The organism is Pseudomonas sp. PvP028, from assembly GCF_017832255.1.
Lineage (GTDB): Bacteria > Pseudomonadota > Gammaproteobacteria > Pseudomonadales > Pseudomonadaceae > Aquipseudomonas > Aquipseudomonas syringae.
Window position 1 is genome coordinate 3,648,004 of the sequence record NZ_JAFIBL010000001.1, and the last position, 19,059, is coordinate 3,667,062.

Below are 19,059 nucleotides of genomic sequence, written 5' to 3' on the forward strand. Positions count from 1 at the left end.
CGGCATGAGAACGCCTGTCGCAACCCGGGGTTTTACCCTCATGGAAATGCTGGTGGTGCTGGTGTTGATGAGCATCGCCGTCGGTCTGGTGGGTTTCGGTCTGCAACAGGGTTTGAGCACCGCCAGTGAACGGCGCGCGGTCGGCGACATGGTCGAAGCGTTGCGGGCCACCAGAGTGCGCGCGATTGTCACCGGTCAGCCGGCGCGCACCGAATTCAATCTGCGCAAGGCGACCTTCAAGGCGCCCGGCAAGCGCGAGATGCACTGGCCGGAAAGTCTGCGCGTGACCATGCAGACCTCGTCCGATCTTGGTTCCGCTGTGGAGTTCTACCCGGACGGCGGCTCCAGTGGTGGCAACGTGGTGGTCGCTGACGGCGACCGACGCTGGCGTATTGATATTGGCTGGCTGACCGGCAGCGTCCAGGTCCGGACGCTTTAATGAAAACATCGCAGTCGGGGTTCACCCTGCTGGAAATGCTTGCTGCATTGACCGTCATGGCGGTGTGCAGCGGTGTTCTGCTGGTGGCGTTCGGGCAAAGTGCGCGCTCCTTGCAGCAGGTGTCGCGCAGTGACCGGCTGAGCCATGCGGCACGCACGATAATGGATCAGGAAAGCGCCGGTCCGCTGGAAAACGGTACGCGAAAGGGAGAGCTAGCAGGCATCGACTGGACACTGGATATCCGTCAGTTGCCGGGTGCCAATGGTCAGGCGAGGATGTTTCGCCTCGACCTGATGCTCAGTGAACATCAGCGCAAGGCGCAGTTCAGCACGTTTAAATTACGCGGCGCTGTCAGCGGTGCGGGGTCATGATGCGTACCCAGCGTGGCTTCACGCTGCTGGAAGTGCTGCTGGTGATCAGCCTGCTCGGCGTGTTGCTGGTACTGGTTGCCGGGGCGTTGCTGGGCGCCAATCGTGCCGTGCTCAAGGCTGAGCGCTACACCGTTAACCTGGACGAGATCCGCGCCGCGCAAGCGTTTCTGCGCAGCTCGATCGCTCAGGCGCTGCCGCTGGACACGTCTGGTGAGGATGACGTCAACAGCGGTTTTTTTGAAGGCTCGGCGCAGCAGTTGCGGTTTGTCGCAACGCTGCCGGGCGAGCTAGGCGGCGGTATCCAGGTTCACAGCCTGGAGCTCAAGGGGCCGCAAGACCATCGGTCTTTGCAAGTGTCGTTCGCTCAGGTTCTGTCCAGTGCGAATGGCATCGCCCTCAAACCCTGGGGTGAGCCTCAGGTATTGCTGCAAAACGTCGAGTCGTTGACGTTCAGTTATCGCGGGCTGACCCCCAAGGGCAAACCGACCGGCTGGATGGCCGAATGGCCCTGGCCGAATCGCTTGCCGGGCGCGGTGCGCATCGACATGCAGACCCATGGCGCGGTGAAATGGGTCTCGGAAGTGGTGGCCTTGCGTCTGGACCTGTCCGGCGGGGCGGGCGGCGAATGAACGTGACTAGCCAATCGCAGCGCGGTGTTGCGCTGCTGGTGGTGCTCTGGGTGCTGGCACTGCTGAGCCTGTTGCTCGGCGGGCTGGCCGGGTGGGTGCAACTGGAGAGCCGGCAGTCGCTCTGGTTACGGCAAAATACCCAGGCGCTGATGGCCGCCGAAGCTGGCATGAATATGGCTGTACAAGGCTTGCTCGATGCTGAGCAGCGCAAACGCTGGATTGCCGACGGGCGTGTGGTCTCGTTGCGTATGGATGATACGCAACTGCTGGTGAGCATCAGAAGCGAGCGCGGCAAGCTGGACCTCAACAGCGCGCCGGTTGCTGATATATCGCGTCTGCTGCAGGCCTGCGGCGCGGCTAAAAATCAGGCCAGCGGTATCGCCCAGGTATTGGAGTCGCAGCGCAATGGCGGTCAGTCACCGCTGCGGGTGGTAGAGGAAGTTCGCCAGCTGCCGGGCATGAACCAGGCGCTGTATACCCGGCTGTTGCCGGAAATAACATTATGGAGCGGTCTGGATCGGCCCGACCCGGCGTTCGCTTCGGCGTTGCTGCGTCGGGCCTTGAACCTGCCGAACCAGAGCGCGGTCGGAGCCGACCCCGGTGAGGTACTGGCCATAGACACGCGCGCAGAACGACCGGGCGGCGTGACCGCCCTGTTACAGACCACTGTTTTATTGAGCCCATCGGAGGGAGGCGCACAACCCTACAGGGTGTTGCGTTGGCAAGAATGAATTCATCAGTTTCTGCACGTCTGGCGCCTGTTTACGCGTTACGCGAACAGGTCGCCCGGCAGTGGCGTGGCAGTCCGGCGCAACATGCCTGGCAGTGGTGGGTGACGGAGCTTCGCGCCTGCCTGCCGCCGCGTGTGCGTCGATGGCTGGGCCGCGAGACCGTGGAGCAGACGCTTGTCTGGCCGTTGGTCGAGCCGCTGCCCGATGCATCGCCTCAGGTACGGCGGGTTCTGCTGCTGCCGCCCTCGGCTGTGCTGTTGCAGACCTTGCAGCTTCCTGCGGCTGCGGCACGCAATTTGTCGACTGTGGTCGGCTACGAGCTTGACCGTTTCACGCCATTTGACGCTGGGCAGTTGTACTTCGTCGCCCGTCAGGACAGTCGCAGCGCCAGCTTTGTGCAGGTCACGCTGGTGGCAATCCTGCGCGAGCGGCTGGACGCGATACTCAGTGAGTGCGCCGAGCGTGGCTTGCGTCCCGATGCTGTCGATGTGGGCACTGACGTGGGTGCTGACAATCTGGTTGCAGGGCAGCGCATGGGGATTGATCTGCTGCCGATGCCACTGCGTCCGCAGCAATCGCGCTCCGGCCATCGCTTGCAGCGCGGGCTGATCTGGCTGTGTGCCGGTCTGCTGCTGAGCGCCATGTTGCTGTGGCTGAACGATCGGCAGAACCTGCTCGAGGACATGCAGGCCAGCGTCAAGGCGCAGAAGGCTCAGGTTGGCGAGGTCCAACAACTGCGCCAGCAATTGACTAACACTCTGGGCGCTGCCAACTACCTGTTGCGCCGCAAGGCTGCGCAGCCGCCGCTCTCGGCGCTGCTCAGCGAACTGACCGCCTGCCTGCCTTCGGACACCTGGATCGAGCATCTGGAAATCAGCGACAGTGCCGAGGTGGCCTTTTCAGGGCAGAGCGCCAAGGCCAGTGCGCTGATCGGCCGCGTCAAGGACTGCCGAAGTCTGGATAATGCGCAGTTTCAGGGGGTGATCCAGCCCGACACCAAAACCGGCAAGGATCAATATTCCCTGCGCGCGCATTTGCACCAGAACCAGCAGCAGGAGAACGCCGATGCGCCGTCCACTGACAAGCCGTGAGCGGCGGGGCGCTGCCCTGATGATTCTGGCCCTGGTGTTGTGCCTGGCTTACTGGTTGTTGATCGACAGCTGGTTCGCCGGACCCTTGCGCGACATCAACGAACAGACCGACCAGTTGCGCGAACAGCAGCAGCGCTACGCGGGCCTTCTGCAGCAGGGTGACTCGTTGCGCGAGCAACTGGAGCAGGCCCGCCGTGATCCGGCCAGTAGCACCAGCTTGCTGCCGGGCGAAGATCCCAGTGCCGTGGCCGCTGATCTGATGCAGCGCATTGCCGACCTGATCAGCAGCCAGGCCAGCACTGGCGGCGGCTGCGAGTTGACTCAGCGCATGCCGATCACCCCTGAGCAGGACAGTGCCGAGCCGTATCGGCAGGTCAAGGTCAGCCTGACCCTGAACTGCGCCATCGAACCACTGACCGCCATCCTGCATGCGCTGGAGTATCAGCGCCCGTTTCTGTTCATTGACGAGATGAGTATGCGTCGCGACGCCAACGCTCCGGCCAGCGGTGCTGCCGGCAAACTGGTGGTGCACCTGCTGGTGCGCGGCTACCTGCAACCGGCCAGTGCCGGGGAGGGCGAGCAATGATCGGTTCACTGCGTCCGCTGGAGTGGGCACTGCTGGCTTTCGCCGCAGTGTTGGCAGCTTTGATCGCACTGGTCTTCAGCGGCGCTGCGCATTCACCGGACTGGCTGCCCGAGCAGGCGCCGCGCAACCCGGTCGATCAGCGGGCGCAGGTCCACAGTGCGCCGTCGGCGACCCTCGACAGCCTCGCCAATACCTGGAAAACCCCGCTGTTCAGTCCTGATCGCAGCCCTGACGTGGCCGTTCGCAAAGCCGATGCGCAAGCCACCAATCTGGCTGGCCTGACCCTGACCGGGGTGATCATGGACGGCTCGCTGCGTGTGGCATTGCTCAAGCAGGCCAGCGGCCCGGCATTGAAAGTCCGTCAGGGCGATCGCTTGCCCAACGGCTGGACGCTGGACCGTCTGGAGCCCACCCAGGCCACGTTCAAACTCGATGACCGCACGCAAGTCCTGCGCCTGCCCGCGCTGCGTCTGCCGCCGCCGTCGAATACACCGCCGATTACCTTAACCAACGATTCCACCCTGTGATGGGTACCTTTTCTGGAGTTCCTGCCATCGCTACCTTGCGCACACCCTTGCTTTGCCTGGCCACCGCCGTCGCCCTTGGCGGCTGCGCGTCACAGTCAGACACACTCGATCCCGACAATGGCATGCTGCAGGAAGCGCTCCAGGGAACCGGTTCACAACGCCCGCCGGTAGACCCGCGCAGCGAAAGACCGCCCGTCGAGCCACCTTCCCAGCAGACGACCAGCTCGCCGCAGCGGCAGATCATCAAAGGCAACCAGCGTTTCATCCGTCAGCCTGCCGCCGCTCCCGCAGCGCGTCAGGCCGAGACGGGTGACATCGTCTTCAACTTCACCAATCAGCCGATTCAGGCGGTGATCAACAGCATCATGGGCGATCTGCTGCACGAGAATTACAGCATTGCCCAGGGTGTGAAGGGCGATGTGAGCTTCTCGACGTCCAAGCCGGTCAACAAGCAGCAGGCGCTATCGATTCTCGAGACGCTGCTGTCCTGGACCGACAACGCGATGATCAAACAGGGCAACCGCTACGTGATCCTGCCATCGAACCAGGCGGTGGCGGGCAAGCTGGTCCCGGAAATGCGCGTGGCGCAACCTTCGGCGGGCATGTCGGCGCGGCTGTTTCCGCTGCGCTACATCTCGGCGACCGAGATGCAGAAGCTGCTCAAGCCGTTCGCTCGCGAAAACGCTTTCCTGCTGGTAGACCCGGCGCGCAATGTGCTCAGCCTGGCGGGTACGCCCGAAGAGCTGGCCAACTATCAGGACACCATCGACACTTTCGATGTGGACTGGCTCAAAGGCATGTCTGTCGGCGTCTTCGGCCTGCAACGCGCCTCGGTTGGCGAACTGATGCCCGAACTGCAGAAAATGTTCGGCCCGGAAAGCGGCATGCCGCTGGCGGGCATGGTGCGTTTCCTGCCAATCGAGCGGACCAATTCGGTGGTGGCGATTTCCTCGCAGCCTGAATACCTGCACGAAGTCGGCGAGTGGATTCACACCATCGATGAAGGTGGTGGCAACGAGCCGCAGATGTACGTGTATGACGTGCGCAACATGAAGGCCACTGATCTGGCCAAATACCTGCGGCAGATCTACGGTACGGGTGCCATCAAGGAAGACGCTGCGGCCAAGGTTGCACCGGGCCTGCGCACCACCACCTTGTCGTCGCTCAACTCCAGTGGCGGCAACGGTGTCGGCGGCATGAGCAGCTCCAACGGGCTGGGCGGTACCGGCAGCGGCCTGAGCAATGGTGGCGGGTTTGGCAACAGTCAGGGCATGAACAACAGCCAGAACAATGGCGACAGCGAATCCGAAGGCGACGATCAGAGTGGCGGTGATTCGGATTCGGCCAGCCAGGAAGGCAGCGAGTCCGGTGGCAACAACAAGTCTCTGGACGCCAGCACACGCATCACGGCGCAGAAGAGCAGCAACCAGTTGCTGGTGCGCACCCGTCCGGCGCAGTGGAAGGAGATCGAGTCGGCCATCAAACGCCTCGATAATCCGCCGCTGCAAGTGCAGATCGAGACGCGCATTCTGGAAGTCCAGCTCACCGGTGAGCTGGACATGGGCGTGCAGTGGTACCTCGGGCGTCTGGCGGGCAACTCGGGTACCACCGGCAACGTGACCAATACTGCGGGCAGCCAGGGTGCGATTGGTACTGGCGGTGCTGCGCTGGCCTCTACTGACGCGTTCTTCTACTCCTTTGTCAGCAACAACCTGCAAGTCGCCTTGCGGGCGCTGGAAACCAATGGCCGCACGCAGGTCCTGTCGGCGCCTTCGCTGGTGGTCATGAACAACCAGCAGGCGCAGATTCAGGTCGGCGACAACATCCCGATCAGCCAGACCTCGATCAACACCAACACCAATGCCGGCACCACATTGAGCAGCGTCGAATATGTGCAGACCGGTGTGATTCTCGATGTCGTGCCACGCATCAATCCGGGCGGCCTGGTGTACATGGACATTCAGCAGCAGGTCAGCAGTGCCGACACCAATGCCAACAACAGCGATGCCAACGGCAATCCGCGTATTTCCACCCGTTCGGTGGCCACGCAAGTGGCCGCACAGAGCGGTCAGACCGTGCTGCTGGGCGGTTTGATCAAGCAGGACAATGCCGAGACGGTCAGCGCCGTACCTTACCTGGGACGCATTCCGGGCTTGAGATGGCTGTTCGGCAATACCAGCAAATCCAAGGGCCGTACCGAACTGATCGTGCTGATCACGCCGCGGGTCATTACCAGCAGCAGCCAGGCCCGTCAGGTGACGGATGATTACCGTCAGCAGATGCAGTTGATCAAGCCGGAAGTTTCGCGGACCAGCATGCAGAACTGAGGCTGTGTTAGTTTCTGCCACCACGCCCACTCACGACGCTGCCCGTTGGCAGCGTCAAACAGAGGTGATGAACATGCTGAAATTCTTCGCTGCCTTGCTGTTTGCCTTCACCGCAATGGCACAGGCCCAGGACACCTTGCATACGGACCTGCCACTCGATTACCTGGCGCAGACCAATGTCGACAAGCCTGACCAGCCACTGGTGATTTTCATCCACGGCTACGGCAGCAATGCCGCCGACCTGTTCGGGCTCAAGGAAGAGCTTCCGGCCGACTACAACTACGTGTCGGTACAGGCGCCGATGGAGTTGCGCGCTGACAGCTACAAGTGGTTCACGCAGAAGCCCGGCGTCGCGGATTACGACGGTGTGACTGAAGACCTGAAAAGCAGCGGTACCCGGTTGGCTGCGTTCATCGGCAAAGCCACTGAGAAGTTTCATACCCAGCCAGGCAAAGTCTTCCTGATCGGTTTCAGTCAGGGCGCAATGATGAGTTACGAAGTCGCGCTGCGACAGCCAAAGCTGGTCGGCGGCTTCGCGGCGTTGAGCGGACGGCTGTTGCCGGTTGTGAAGTCCGAGGTCAAGGCCTCCGACGATCTCAAGGCACTGAGCGTATTCATCGGTCACGGCACGCAGGATCGCCAGGTGGCCTATGCCAGCGCCCCGCAAGCCGAAGCGACGTTGAAATCGCTCGGTCTGACGCCGCAGTTGCATGCCTATGACGGCATGGGGCACAGCATCAACGAGGCTGAAGTGATGGATCTGGCGGCTTGGTTGAAGCAGTCAAACCGCCAGTGAATACGTGCGTCGTCCTTGGGGGCGACGCTCATTCTTCGTTCAACTAGTTGACCTTGACCTCGTTGAACTTGAGCACGTTGTCCTTGTTCTCGCGATCGCGGAAGGTCAGCTTCAAGGCAGGTGACTGCTTCACACGGCCCTTGGTCGCTTCAAAGATCAGTGTCACGCGGGTAGGCACGTTGCGGATCAACTGGAAGCTGTCCCAGCGATCGAACCTTGCATCGCCGACACGCAGTTGCGAAAGCCCCAGCGCGCCGCCGGTTTCTTCGAACAGGCTGATCGGGTTGAGAAACCTGAAGTCGCGATCGGCGCTTTTATTGATCAGCTCCAGCATGCAGGTAGGCGACTGGCCGTTCTGGTCACAACCCAGCAACTCCATACTTACGTTGTCGACGGTCTCGGAGCGCTTGCCGAACAGGTTGGCGCTTTCGTTCTCGGTAAACAGTGTCTGAGCGCGGGCGAAATCGACCGAAGGTTTAGCGTATTCGCCGCCCAGTTTGAAGAACACCGCGCAGAGAAATAGTGACAGTGCCAGCCAGACGCCGAGCTTGAGCGGCGATGGAAGCTTTCTGGCCATGATTGCGATGTACAGCCCGCTTATCACCATGCCGGTGCCGACGATAATGACCAGTGTCTTCCAGTTTATGAAGTCAATACTGAGGCCAAGAACGGCCGGGTCCGGGAAAAGGTAGGTGAAGATGCTCCAGATAGCCCCGATCATAACGCTGATGCCGAGCGATATCTTGGCGAAAATCGCGGAAATCTTGCTTGTTCGTGGTGCTGCGTCCATTGCTGTTATGCCTTGTTCGGGTTGCGCAAGTGCGTGCCGATGCGCTTGAAAAGCAGTATCGACGGATTCGGGGCCTTGGGATGAGGCGTGTGTACAATCCGTGTTCAATCGCGCAGATCCAGAGCTGCCGGATACGCGAGCCTTTAGGTGCGAGAGAGAGCCAGAAGGGCGATGGGGTATGACATCGCCGCGGCATTATCCTGCAATTCAGTTACAAAGTGCAGGGTTTACGCATTCTGCCTGGATCGGTCCCTGAGCAGCGCGAGCAATGCAATCAGTGGCAGTGCCGTGCCAGCGATCAGCACCCAGGTCCAGCCACCGTGATCAAACAGCGGGCTGGCGACTGCCGAGCCAATGGCACCACCGATAAAAATACTGGTCATGTACAGCGCGTTGAGCCGGCTGCGGCTGGCGGCATCCAGCGCGTAGACCGTGCGCTGGCCCAGGACCATACTGGTCTGCACACAGAAATCCAGCACTACGCCGGTTATGGCCAGGCCAATCACGCTGTAGGCTGGATGAACCAGGCCTGGAAGAAAGCTGAGTGCGCCGAACAACAGTGCGCCCAGTGATGCGATGCGGGTGTAGCCAGCGTCTGCCAGGCGGCCGCTGATCGGTGCCGCAATGGCACCGATCGCGCCGATAAGGGCAAAGAGCGCGATCTGGGTTTGCGACAGCCCGTGATTGCGCGACAGCTCCAGCGGGACGGCGGTCCAGAACAGACTGAAGGTCGCAAACATGCAAGCCTGATAAAAGGCACGCTGGCGCAGCACCGGCTGGGTACGCAAGAGCGTCCAGAGCGAGAACAGCAACTGGCCGTAGGACGCACGATGATCCGGGAGGCGTTTTGGCATGGTGGTCGCCAGTACCACGCTGATGCCGATCATCACCACGGCCGCCGAGCCGAACACCGCCCGCCAGCCGAAATGGTCGGCCACCAGACTGGCAATCGGCCGCGCCAGCAGAATCCCCAGCAGCAGTCCGCCCATGATCCCGCCAACGACCCGCCCACGCGACTCCTCCGGAGCCAGATGCGCCGCCAACGGAATGAGCATCTGCACCGATACCGAACTGAAGCCCACCAGCAGCGAGACCAGCAAAAACACATTCGGCTGCTCGGCGAAGGCGGCACCCAGCAGGCTGAGAATCGCGACGACAGTCGTCACCAGCATCAGCCTGCGGTTCTCCAGCAAATCGCCCAGCGGCACCAGAAAGAACAGCCCTAGCGCATAACCGATCTGCGTCAATGAAACGATCAGACTGGCCGCCGTGCTCGACAGCCCGATGTCCGGCGCAATCAGCTCGATGATCGGCTGGGCGTAGTAGATGTTGGCGACAATTGCGCCGCAGCAGAAGGCAAACAGCATGACCATGGCCGGGGTCATGGTCACAGCGTTATGCGCGGATTGGGACGAGTGGGGCATGAAAATCTCGCTTGAGCATGGACTGTCAGACGCTGGAAGCGTGTCTGTCAGACGGTTTTTGATCGATGCAGCGCAGGCTAACGGTTTTGTCGGCCATTAAGTAGGTGCGGCGAGTTGATACAGGATATTTCCGGGAATGATGATCAGCGAAGCGCAGCGATGTGTCGGTATAGTCACGCACGCTCGCGAACTATTGACCTTCGCTTGCCACGGATGAATACTCTTTTCAGAAATTCATATAGATGACTGGATGAATAAAACAATGAACAAGCTTTCCAGCGACGAACGTCTACCACTTTATCAACGCCTGCGCGACAGCCTGGCTGAGCAGATTGCCAATAATCGCTGGCGTCCGGGTGAGGCGATTCCTACCGAAGCGGCGTTGTCTGCAGAGTATGGCCTGTCCACCGGTACGGTGCGCAAGGCCATTGATCTGCTGGTCAGCGACAACATTCTGGAGCGCCAGCAGGGGCGTGGCACGTTCATTCGTCGCGCGCAGTTTCAGTCCTCGCTGTTTCGTTTTTTCCGTTTTCAAACCGAAGCGGGTGAACGCCGTGTGCCGGAAAGCCGGATCTTGTCCGTCGAGCCTGTGGATGCGCCTTCGTCGGTCGCTCAAGCACTGGGGATGGGCGCAGGTGCGCCGGTGATTCGTATGGTCCGCTTGCGGTTGCTGGATGGCCAGCCGGTGCTGGCCGAAGAGATCTGGCTGCCACGTGCGCGGTTTCAGGCATTGCTGGAGCTTGACCTCGATACGCAGGGGCCATTGCTTTATCCGATCTACGAAGATGTCTGCGGTCAGGTGGTCGCCTGTGCGCAAGAAAGCCTGACGGCCGAGACGGTTAACGACGTATACGGCCGGTTGCTGCAGATTCCGGTCGGCAGTGCGGTGGTGGTCATCGAACGCCTGGCGCGCAACTACGCCGGTGAGCCTCTGGAGTGGCGCCGCTCGCGAGGGCACGCCAGCCATTTCCGCTACAGCGTGGACATTCGCTGACAGCGCTGCAGTCTGCCCGGGCCGTGCAACGCCCATAAGGATAAGCGCCATGTTCAATTGGTATCGCGACGTCACTCCCAAAGAACGCAAGACCTTCTGGGCCTGTTTTGGCGGCTGGTCGCTGGACGCTCTGGAAGTGCAGATGTTCGGTCTGGCCATTCCGGCCCTGATTGCTGCGTTTGCCCTGACCAAGGGCGATGCCGGGCTGATCAGCGCGGTGACGCTGGTAACGTCCGCGTTGGGTGGCTGGGTGGGCGGGACGCTGTCCGACCGCTATGGCCGGGTGCGCACGCTGCAGTGGATGATTCTGTGGTTTTCCTTCTTTACCTTTTTGTCTGCGTTCGTGACCGGTTTCAACCAGTTGCTGATCGTCAAGGCGCTGCAGGGCTTTGGCATCGGTGGTGAGTGGGCGGCAGGCGCGGTGCTGATGGCCGAGACGATCCAGTCCCGCTACCGCGGCAAGGTCATGGCCACCGTGCAAAGTGCGTGGGCCGTCGGCTGGGGCCTGGCAGTGGTGCTGTTTACTCTGATTTATTCGTTTGTACCGGAGGATATTGCCTGGCGGGTCATGTTCTTTGTCGGCCTGCTGCCCGCCCTGATGATCATCTGGGTGCGACGCAATGTCGAAGAACCGGAGAGCTTCCTGCGCATGCAGAAAAGCGCCGCGCCGAAGGTCAACTTCTTCAAGTCGATGGCCGGGATTTTTCGCCCCGAACTGCTGCGCGTTACCTTGCTCGGTGGCTTGCTGGGGCTCGGTGCGCACGGCGGTTATCACGCGGTCATGACCTGGTTGCCGACCTTTCTCAAAACCGAGCGCAACCTGTCCGTGCTCAGTTCAGGCGGCTATCTGGCGGTCATTATCGTTGCGTTCTGGTGCGGTTGTGTGTGCAGCGGTCTGTTGATCGACCGCATAGGTCGACGCAAGAACATTATGCTGTTCGCCTTGTGCTGCGTGGTCACCGTTCAGTGTTACCTGATGCTGCCGTTGAGCAACACGCAGATGCTGTTTCTCGGCTTTCCGCTGGGCTTCTTCGCCGCAGGCATTCCGGCCAGCCTCGGCTCGTTTTTCAACGAGCTGTACCCGGCAGAGGTGCGGGGTGCCGGGGTGGGCTTCTGCTACAACTTCGGGCGCGTGCTGTCGGCGGTGTTCCCGTTTCTGGTGGGGCATATGAGCCAGTCAATGTCGCTCGGCAGCGCCATCGGAATCGACGCCGGCATTGCCTACGGCGTGGCAATGATTGCCGCTTTCTGCCTGCCGGAAACCCGTGGACGCAACCTCGAGGCTACGCTGCCCGTTGCCGAACCACTGGACAAGGGCGCCGCGCAGCGGGCTTGAAAACCTTTCATTCGCGGTGTTGCGGCGCCGCGCTGACTCTTTATAGACGAACCCATGACTGATTCTTGTACCACGCCAATATTGGGCATCGATGCCCACGCACATGTCTTCAGCAAGGATTTGAGCCTGGCGTCAGGACGGCGTTACAGCCCGGACTACGACGCAACGGTGCACGCCTATCTGGCCAACCTCAGCGAACATGGTCTGAGCCACGGTGTTTTGATCCAGCCCAGTTTTCTGGGCACCGATAACCGGTTTCTGCTCGATGCCCTGGCGCAGGCTCCGGACCGCTTGCGCGGTGTGGCGGTGGTCGACACGGACATCAGTCGCGGTGCGTTGCAGCATATGGCCCGGCTGGGCATCGTCGGCATCCGCCTGAACCTGATCGGCAGGCCGCTGCCAGACTTTGCCGCGCCGGAATGGAAGACGCTGTTCAAACACATCTGGACGCTAGGCTGGCATGTCGAACTGCACCGCGAGGTCGCTGACCTTCCGGGGCTGATTCGGCAGTTGTTGCCGTTCGGTTGCAAGCTGGTGATTGACCATTTCGGGCGGCCCGATGCGCGCCTTGGTGTTGATGATCCGGCGTTCCAGGCCTTGCTGGAGTTGGGCCTTAGCGGACAGATGTGGATGAAGATTTCGGCGATCTATCGTCTGGGCGGCAGTGTCGAGCAGAACGCGACGTTTGCTCGCGCCGCATGGCCGTTGCTGCTGCAAAGCTTTGGCCCGCGCCGACTGGTATGGGGCAGCGACTGGCCGCACACCCAGCATGAGCACGTGGTCAGCTACACCGGTGTGGTCGAGCAGTTTCGCGCGCTTGAATGCCCGGACCCGCTCAAGCGCATTATGTTGGTCGAGGCCCCACAGGCGCTGTTCGATTTCCTGCCGGTGGAAATCTGACCTGCTAAACAGCGGGTGGCCTGATCCGATAGCTGACCATATACAGCGCCGGCAGGAAAAACAGGGTCAGCAGGGTGGCGATGGCGATGCCGCCGATCATAGCGATGGCCATCGGCCCCCAGAACACCTCGCGGGCAATCGGGATCATGCCCAGGCTCGCGGCCGCAGCAGTGAGCATAATCGGTCGGCAGCGATGTTCGGTGGCCTTGACCACCGATGTCCAGGCGCTTTCCCCGGCGGCAATGAATTCATCGATCTGCGTGACCAGAATCACCGAGTTGCGGATGATGATGCCGATCAGCGCCAGCACGCCCAGAATCGCCACGAACCCCAGCGGATAGCCGGAAATCAACAAGGCCGCGACCACGCCGATCAGGCCCAGCGGCACTACGCTGACCACCAGCAGCAGTTTTTTCACGCTGTGCAACTGGATCATCAAAAAGCTGACCACCAACAGCAGCATCAACGGCACGACCTTCAGGATCGGCCCCTGTGAGCGAGCGCTGGCCTCGACTGCGCCGCCAGTGGCGACCGAGTAACGTAACGGCAGGTCGGCGCTGAACGCATCGACGTCGGGCTTCAATTGCCTGACCAGCGCTGCCGGCTGCAAAGTGCCGAGCACGTTGGCTTTCAGGGTGATGGTCGGCAGTCTGTCACGCCGCCACACCAGCGGCTGTTCCTGCTCGTAACTGAGCGTGGCGAACGCCAGCAGCGGCACACTCGCACCGCCGGGTGTGGGAATCTGCAGGTTGGCAAGGGTCTGCACCGAGCTGCGTTCGTCGCTGTCCGCACGTCCGACCAGGTCGATCAGATAGGTGCTGTCACGCACCTGAGTGATGGTGGTGCCGCTGACGAGGCTGTTGAGGATTTGCGCCACGTCCTCGGAGGACAGACCGAACTGGCGCACCTTGTCCTGCGCGATGTCGATCTTCAGCACCTTGCCCGGTTCGTTCCAGTCATAGATGACCTGGCCGATATTGGGGTTGGCATCGAGAATCGCCGCCAGCGCCATGGCCTGGCTGCGCACCTGTTCGATGTCCGGCCCGCTGACCCGGTATTGCACCGGCCAGCCCACTGGCGGCCCCATGTTCAGCGGCTGAACGTAGCCACCCACGCCGACGTAATCGTCGCGAAAGCGCTGACGCAAGCGTTCGATCAGCCGGTCACGCGCTTCGCCACCCTGGCTGACGATCACCAGTTGTCCGTAGAACGGGTTGCTCAATTGCTGATCCAGCGGCAGGTAAAAACGCACCGCGCCCTTGCCCACGTAAGAGCTCCAGCGCAGCACATCGGCATCCCCTTTGAGCGCTGCTTCAAAGCGGTCCATGGTTTGGCGGGTACCTTCGATGGAGCCGTTTTGCGGCATGTAGATATCCACCAGAATTTCCGGCCGGTCGGAGTCCGGGAAGAACTGGTTCTGCAGCAGCCTGCCTGCAAACAGCGACGCGATGAACATCAGCAGAGTGATGCCTATGACCCACCCCCGGTGCTCGAGTGCCTTGACCAGCAGTCGGCTGAAACCACGCATCCAGCGCCCCGGCGCTGCGTGTTGCGCGGACGCCTTGAGGATGTGCACGCCAATCAGTGGCGCGAACAGTACCGCCACCAGCCAGGACAGCAGCAACGCTACGGCAATGACGGCGAACATGGTGAACACGTATTCGCCTGCGGAGCTGGAGTTCAGGCCGATGGGCACGAAACCGGCGACCGTGACCAATGTGCCGGTCAGCATCGGGAACGCTGTCGAGGTGTAAGCGAAGGTAGCGGCCTGCGGTAACGAATCGCCGCTTTCAAGGCGAGTGACCATCATCTCGACGGTGATCATCGCGTCATCCACCAACAGCCCCAGGGCGATGATCAGCGCGCCCAGCGAGATACGTTGCATGGTGATGCCGCTGTACTCCATGAACACGAAGACCAGCGCCAGCACCAGCGGAATCGAACAGGCCACCACCAGACCGGCACGGATGCCGAGGCTGATGAAGCTGACGACCAGCACAATCAGGATCGCTTCAAAGAGTGCATGGGTGAAGCCGCCGATGGCTTTTTCGACCACATCGGCCTGGCTTGAGACCAGGTGCACGTCGATGCCCAGCGGTAATTCGGTAGTCAGATCGTCGACGCGCTGCTGCAACTGGGTGCCGAATGCCTGGATGTTGCCACCTTGCTTCATGGCCACCGCAAGGCCAATGGCTGGCTGGCCATTGAAGCGGAACAGTGAGGAGGGCGGATCTGCATAACGGCGCTCGATGGTCGCCAGATCGCTGAGGCGAAAGAACCGGTCGCCGAAGCGCAGATTGACGGCCTCGAGGTCTTGTTCATTGCTGAACTGCCCACTGGCCCGCACCGCAATGCGTTCGGGACCGGCCTCCATCACGCCGGCAGGCGTAACCGAGTTTTGCGCTTGCAGGCTTTTCAGCACTTGGCGCTGATCGATGCCCAGCGCCGCGAGCTTGCGGATCGAGAAATTCAGATAAATGACTTCGCGCTGGGCGCCGAGCAACTCGATCTTGCCCAGGTTGGGCACGCTGCGGATGTCGGCGCGCACTTGCTCGACATAGTCGCGCAGTTGGCGGAAAGACAGGCCATCGGAGGTGAACGCATAGATGCTGCCGAACACATCGCCAAACTCGTCATTGAACGCAGGGCCCTGAATACCGCTGGGGAGTTCGCTGCGCACATCGCTGATCTTCTTGCGTACCTGATACCACGCTGCCGGGATATCAACGCTTCGGGTTTCACTTTTGAGGAAGACAAAAAGCGTCGATTCGCCAGCCAGCGTGTAGCTTTTCACGTAATCCAGCGCGTCGATTTCTTCGAGCTTCTTTTCCAGCCGATCAGTTACTTGCTGCAGGGTGTCGGGCAGCGTCGCACCCGGCCAGCGCGCCTGAATGACCATGGTTTTGATGGCGAATGAAGGGTCTTCCTCACGCCCCAGATTCAGGAATGACCAGCTGCCCATCAGCAGTGAAACGAACATCATGTACCAGACCAGCGTGCGATGCCTGAGCCCCCAGGCCGATAGATTGAAGCGCTCCTTCACAAACCGACCTCTCGCTGCACACGGATCTTCTGACCGGACTGCATGCCGTTGACGCCGGCAGTCACTACTTTTTCGCCCTTGTGCAGCGCGCCACTGACCCTCTGATCCATTCGTGCTCGCGAGCCGATAGCGCGTTGATAGAGCTGCTGGTAGCGCGTCAACTCGTCGCGCGCCTGTTGCCAGGCGGACTGGGCTTTGCCGAGTTCCGCCTGGCGGGCACGCAAACGGTGTTGCTGGTCGCCGGGTTCCAGGGTGGCGAGCAGATCGCCCTTGCGCACTTGATCGCCGATCTCCGCGTGCCGGGTTGCCAGTCGGCCAGCGACGCGAAACCCCAATTCCGCTTCATACTGCGGCTCGATGACGCCGGCGAAGCGGCCATAAGAGGCGCTGTGCTGATCGACTATTTCGGTGAACAGCACCGGGCGTTCGACAACCTCGCGAAGCGGTTTGTCGCGGCATCCCGGCAGTGCCACGATCAGAATGCAGATCAGCCAGCAGCGGGATCTCGTTCGTGGTTCTACGCACGAGGTGCTCATCGCGCAGCTCCCGACGACGCCAGCGAGACGCTTTGTTCGGCTGGTGCTTGCTCTGCGACCTCTACCCGTTGTCCCGGGTAGAGAAACTGCAGCCCTCGGGAAACCACCCGATCACCTTCGGACAAGCCCTCTGAAACGATGACCTGGCCCTGTTCGTAACGCAGCACTTTCACAGACGTCAGCCTGACCCTGGCCTGAGCGTCCACCCGCCAGACTGCCGGTTGTCCTTGTGTACGGCTCAATGCGGACCAGGGCAGGGCGAACGCCGATTGCGACTGCGTCTGCAAGCGAGCGCTGACCACGGAGCCCAGTGCGAGCGACGCAGCGGCGCCCTGCAGTGCAACGCGCACCCGCAACGTGCCGTTCGCGGCGGAGACGATAGGGGTGATTTCCCTGATGATGCCGCTCAGCTGAATCTCCGGCTGGCCCAAGGGGCTGACAGTCACTGCAGCACCGGCCTGATCGGCTCGCAGCAGCGATTCGTACGCGGAAAACACCGCTTCGCGCTCGCCATCATGAGCGACGCTGAAAATCGCAGTGGCGGCCTGAACCACCTGACCTTCTTCGGCATAGCGCGCCGTCACGACGCCATTGGCTGCCGCGAACAGTTCGGTGTAACCGACCTGATCACGCGCGTTGGCCTGCTGCGCCTGCAGCGCGGCCAGATCCCCCCGCGCACTGTCGAGCCCGGAGCGGGCCCTCTGGTATTCGCTGAGGTTGGTATAACCCTTGGGCAGCAGCACTTGCTGACGCTGGTAGTTTTGTTCGGCGAGGTGCAGCCGCGACTGTCGTACGGCGACTTCGGCACTGGCTGACGCCAGCTCGGTCTTTTGCTCGCGCGCGTCGAGTCTGGCCAGAACTTGCCCGACCCGCACTCGATCCCCGACATCCACATAGCGCTTGATCAGCTTGCCGGAGACACGAAACGATTGCTCGGTCACCTTGCGTGCCTGGATGTCGCCCGTCAGCGTCACACTGCTGGCGACGTTCAGTAAGGCAACCGGTTGCGCGGTGACTCGCACCAGCGCCTTTTCTGCGGGTTTTCCTGCAGAGCAAGCGCTGAGCGAGAGTAGCGAGATGAACCCCAGCACCACGCCGGGCCGAGTGTACAGAGAGTGCAACGGCCGGATATTTCCGTAAACACGGCAGCACGAACGCCGGAGCGTTGCAAAGGGAAAAGTCATCAACGAATAGCACTGCCCGATCAAAGAAGCCAACATCATCCATGAGTCACAGCGTCAGACCGGAAAAGCGCAAGGGCTTCCCGGGCCTGGCGACCGAGCTTCAGGCCATCGCGGTGACGCTGGGCCAAACCTCCTGGTTAGCTTCAGTGCCCAGAAATGTCAGTACGTTTCTTTGCGAGTGATGCCACGCCGCCTTGCTTTCCAGGTCCAGAAAGTGCCCGGTGTCCGGAACTACGTTGAAACTGCTTTTGGCAATGTAGTTGGAAAACATGCGGGCATCTTCAACGGTGGTGTATTCATCTTTTTCACCGTTGATGAACAGCACCGGAATGTTGATCGAGGAAAAACGCTCGACGTAATTACTGGCGCTTAGTTGGCGAATCTGGCTGATGTGAAAGTCGATCTGGCGATATTCGTGCTCGGCAAGACTGATCAGGTGCTTGTAGTTATAGAGTTTGAACAGGCGCGGCAGGTACTTGCCCACGGTGTCGTTGAGCAGTGAGCCGATCTTGCGTTTTTCTCGCGCGGCGAGGTAGACCTGGGCGTTGTCGATATAGTCGAGCATGGCCTCGTTGAGCACCGGCGAGAACGAGCTGATGATGGCTTTTTCTACGGATGGAGGGCATGCAGAGAGGGCCAGCAGGGCCGATACACCGCCCCAGGAGACCGACAGCAGGTGGTTTACCTGATAGAGATCAATCAGTTGGAGGAGAATGTTTACTTCATCTTCCTTGCTGACAATCATGTCGTCCGGGTTATGCGCTCGGGATTGTCCCGAAAACGGCAGATCGAACAGCACCAGGTTGTAGTGCGGTTGCAAGTACTTGACCGTCTGCCCGAAAGAGCCAGTGGTCGACAGTGCACCGTTGACCAGCAGAATGGTCTTGGCGTCGCTGCCTTTCCAGTAAGCCTCGGCGTAAACCTTGTACTTACCGATCGTTAGAATCTTCGATTGTGCGCCCATAACAGCCTCCCAGCTAAAATTTTATCCAGCAATTAGTGCAGCGTTCTCTGCTTCGGCAGCCATGCCAAAGCCTCGCCTGGTAAGTGGCGAAATCCGGTGAGTTATTATTCTGGATGCAGCGGAAACGTTACCGCAGGAACTGTGTCTGCCCGGACATAGATAACGCAGTGCCAGCATTGCGACAAGTCACTGACGTCATAAAAATGTCTAGTCGCTCACGTTTCACCTTGGCGTTTGGCCATCACTTTTTGCGAAAGAGAAGGATTTAATCGGGGAAAAACGCCGTATCCAGCCGTAAAAGCGTATTTATTGAGAGGAACTTGCGCAGGCTGAAACGGTCAAGCTGGGTATGATTTTGTAACACCTAGTTACAAATTTATGCTTGGCAGAA

Annotated in this window: 17 protein-coding genes and 1 pseudogene; 12 read left to right on the forward strand and 6 right to left on the reverse strand. The window is 60.7% G+C overall.

Going from position 1 to position 19,059, the window contains the following annotated elements:
* Positions 1-4: 4 nt before the first annotated feature.
* The 9 genes from JOE34_RS16240 (at position 5) to JOE34_RS16280 (ending at position 7,497) form a co-directional block, all read left to right on the forward strand.
* A complete protein-coding gene (locus JOE34_RS16240; protein WP_080272632.1) occupies positions 5-439 on the forward strand; it encodes a prepilin-type N-terminal cleavage/methylation domain-containing protein in 435 nt (144 codons plus the stop codon).
* Entirely contained in the window at positions 439-810 is a 372-nt protein-coding gene (locus JOE34_RS16245; RefSeq protein WP_003343408.1) for a type II secretion system protein, read from the forward strand. The genes JOE34_RS16240 and JOE34_RS16245 overlap by 1 nt, the downstream gene beginning before the upstream one ends.
* Entirely contained in the window at positions 807-1,439 is a 633-nt protein-coding gene (locus JOE34_RS16250) for a prepilin-type N-terminal cleavage/methylation domain-containing protein (RefSeq protein ID WP_003371841.1), read from the forward strand. The genes JOE34_RS16245 and JOE34_RS16250 overlap by 4 nt, the downstream gene beginning before the upstream one ends.
* Positions 1,436-2,170 carry a general secretion pathway protein GspK gene (locus JOE34_RS16255; RefSeq protein WP_004417310.1) on the forward strand — a complete coding sequence of 245 codons (735 nt, stop codon included), beginning with the start codon at positions 1,436-1,438 and terminating at the stop codon, positions 2,168-2,170. Before JOE34_RS16250 ends, JOE34_RS16255 begins: the two co-directional genes overlap by 4 nt.
* A complete protein-coding gene (locus JOE34_RS16260; protein ID WP_016568429.1) occupies positions 2,167-3,261 on the forward strand; it encodes a type II secretion system protein GspL in 1,095 nt (364 codons plus the stop codon). The genes JOE34_RS16255 and JOE34_RS16260 overlap by 4 nt, the downstream gene beginning before the upstream one ends.
* Positions 3,236-3,847 (forward strand): type II secretion system protein GspM, encoded by a 612-nt coding sequence (gene gspM, locus JOE34_RS16265; RefSeq protein ID WP_003343405.1) that lies wholly within the window; start codon positions 3,236-3,238, stop codon positions 3,845-3,847. Before JOE34_RS16260 ends, gspM begins: the two co-directional genes overlap by 26 nt.
* Positions 3,844-4,374: a general secretion pathway protein GspN gene (locus JOE34_RS16270; RefSeq protein WP_003417561.1), complete on the forward strand. Its 531-nt coding sequence runs from the start codon at positions 3,844-3,846 to the stop codon at positions 4,372-4,374. Before gspM ends, JOE34_RS16270 begins: the two co-directional genes overlap by 4 nt.
* Positions 4,374-6,701 carry a type II secretion system secretin GspD gene (gene gspD / locus JOE34_RS16275; RefSeq protein ID WP_003426187.1) on the forward strand — a complete coding sequence of 776 codons (2,328 nt, stop codon included), beginning with the start codon at positions 4,374-4,376 and terminating at the stop codon, positions 6,699-6,701. The genes JOE34_RS16270 and gspD overlap by 1 nt, the downstream gene beginning before the upstream one ends.
* Before the next feature lie 73 nt (positions 6,702-6,774).
* Positions 6,775-7,497: a dienelactone hydrolase family protein gene (locus tag JOE34_RS16280; protein ID WP_161420921.1), complete on the forward strand. Its 723-nt coding sequence runs from the start codon at positions 6,775-6,777 to the stop codon at positions 7,495-7,497.
* A gap of 43 nt (positions 7,498-7,540) precedes the next feature.
* Here the strand turns inward: JOE34_RS16280 and JOE34_RS16285 are convergent, their stop codons facing one another.
* Entirely contained in the window at positions 7,541-8,287 is a 747-nt protein-coding gene (locus JOE34_RS16285; protein WP_010425466.1) for a hypothetical protein, read from the reverse strand.
* 227 nt (positions 8,288-8,514) lie between these two features.
* On the reverse strand, positions 8,515-9,711 hold the full coding sequence (locus JOE34_RS16290; protein ID WP_004417315.1) for an MFS transporter: 1,197 nt from the start codon (positions 9,709-9,711) through the stop codon (positions 8,515-8,517).
* Positions 9,712-9,973: 262 nt separating this feature from the next.
* On the opposite strand from JOE34_RS16290, the gene JOE34_RS16295 reads away from it, so the two are divergent.
* The 3 genes from JOE34_RS16295 to JOE34_RS16305 are packed head-to-tail and all read left to right on the forward strand — an operon-like array spanning position 9,974 to position 12,941.
* A complete protein-coding gene (locus tag JOE34_RS16295; protein ID WP_003395782.1) occupies positions 9,974-10,705 on the forward strand; it encodes a GntR family transcriptional regulator in 732 nt (243 codons plus the stop codon).
* Positions 10,706-10,754: 49 nt separating this feature from the next.
* Positions 10,755-12,041: an MFS transporter gene (locus JOE34_RS16300; protein ID WP_198713382.1), complete on the forward strand. Its 1,287-nt coding sequence runs from the start codon at positions 10,755-10,757 to the stop codon at positions 12,039-12,041.
* A 54-nt stretch (positions 12,042-12,095) separates the two neighbouring features.
* On the forward strand, positions 12,096-12,941 hold the full coding sequence (locus tag JOE34_RS16305) for an amidohydrolase family protein (RefSeq protein ID WP_004417319.1): 846 nt from the start codon (positions 12,096-12,098) through the stop codon (positions 12,939-12,941).
* A gap of 4 nt (positions 12,942-12,945) precedes the next feature.
* Here the strand turns inward: JOE34_RS16305 and JOE34_RS16310 are convergent, their stop codons facing one another.
* From JOE34_RS16310 to JOE34_RS16325, 4 genes and pseudogenes are all read right to left on the reverse strand, one after another.
* Positions 12,946-15,984, reverse strand: coding sequence for an efflux RND transporter permease subunit (locus JOE34_RS16310; protein ID WP_161420923.1), 3,039 nt, complete (start codon positions 15,982-15,984; stop codon positions 12,946-12,948).
* A gap of 101 nt (positions 15,985-16,085) precedes the next feature.
* Positions 16,086-16,520 (reverse strand): annotated as a pseudogene (locus JOE34_RS16315) (biotin/lipoyl-binding protein); the annotation flags it as partial.
* The gene (locus tag JOE34_RS16320; RefSeq protein ID WP_161421059.1) at positions 16,517-17,740 is read right to left on the reverse strand and encodes an efflux RND transporter periplasmic adaptor subunit; all 1,224 of its coding nucleotides are present in this window, start codon (positions 17,738-17,740) and stop codon (positions 16,517-16,519) included. The pseudogene JOE34_RS16315 and the gene JOE34_RS16320, both read right to left, overlap by 4 nt.
* 64 nt (positions 17,741-17,804) lie before the next feature.
* The gene (locus JOE34_RS16325; RefSeq protein WP_010425449.1) at positions 17,805-18,668 is read right to left on the reverse strand and encodes an alpha/beta hydrolase; all 864 of its coding nucleotides are present in this window, start codon (positions 18,666-18,668) and stop codon (positions 17,805-17,807) included.
* Positions 18,669-19,059 lie beyond the last annotated feature (391 nt).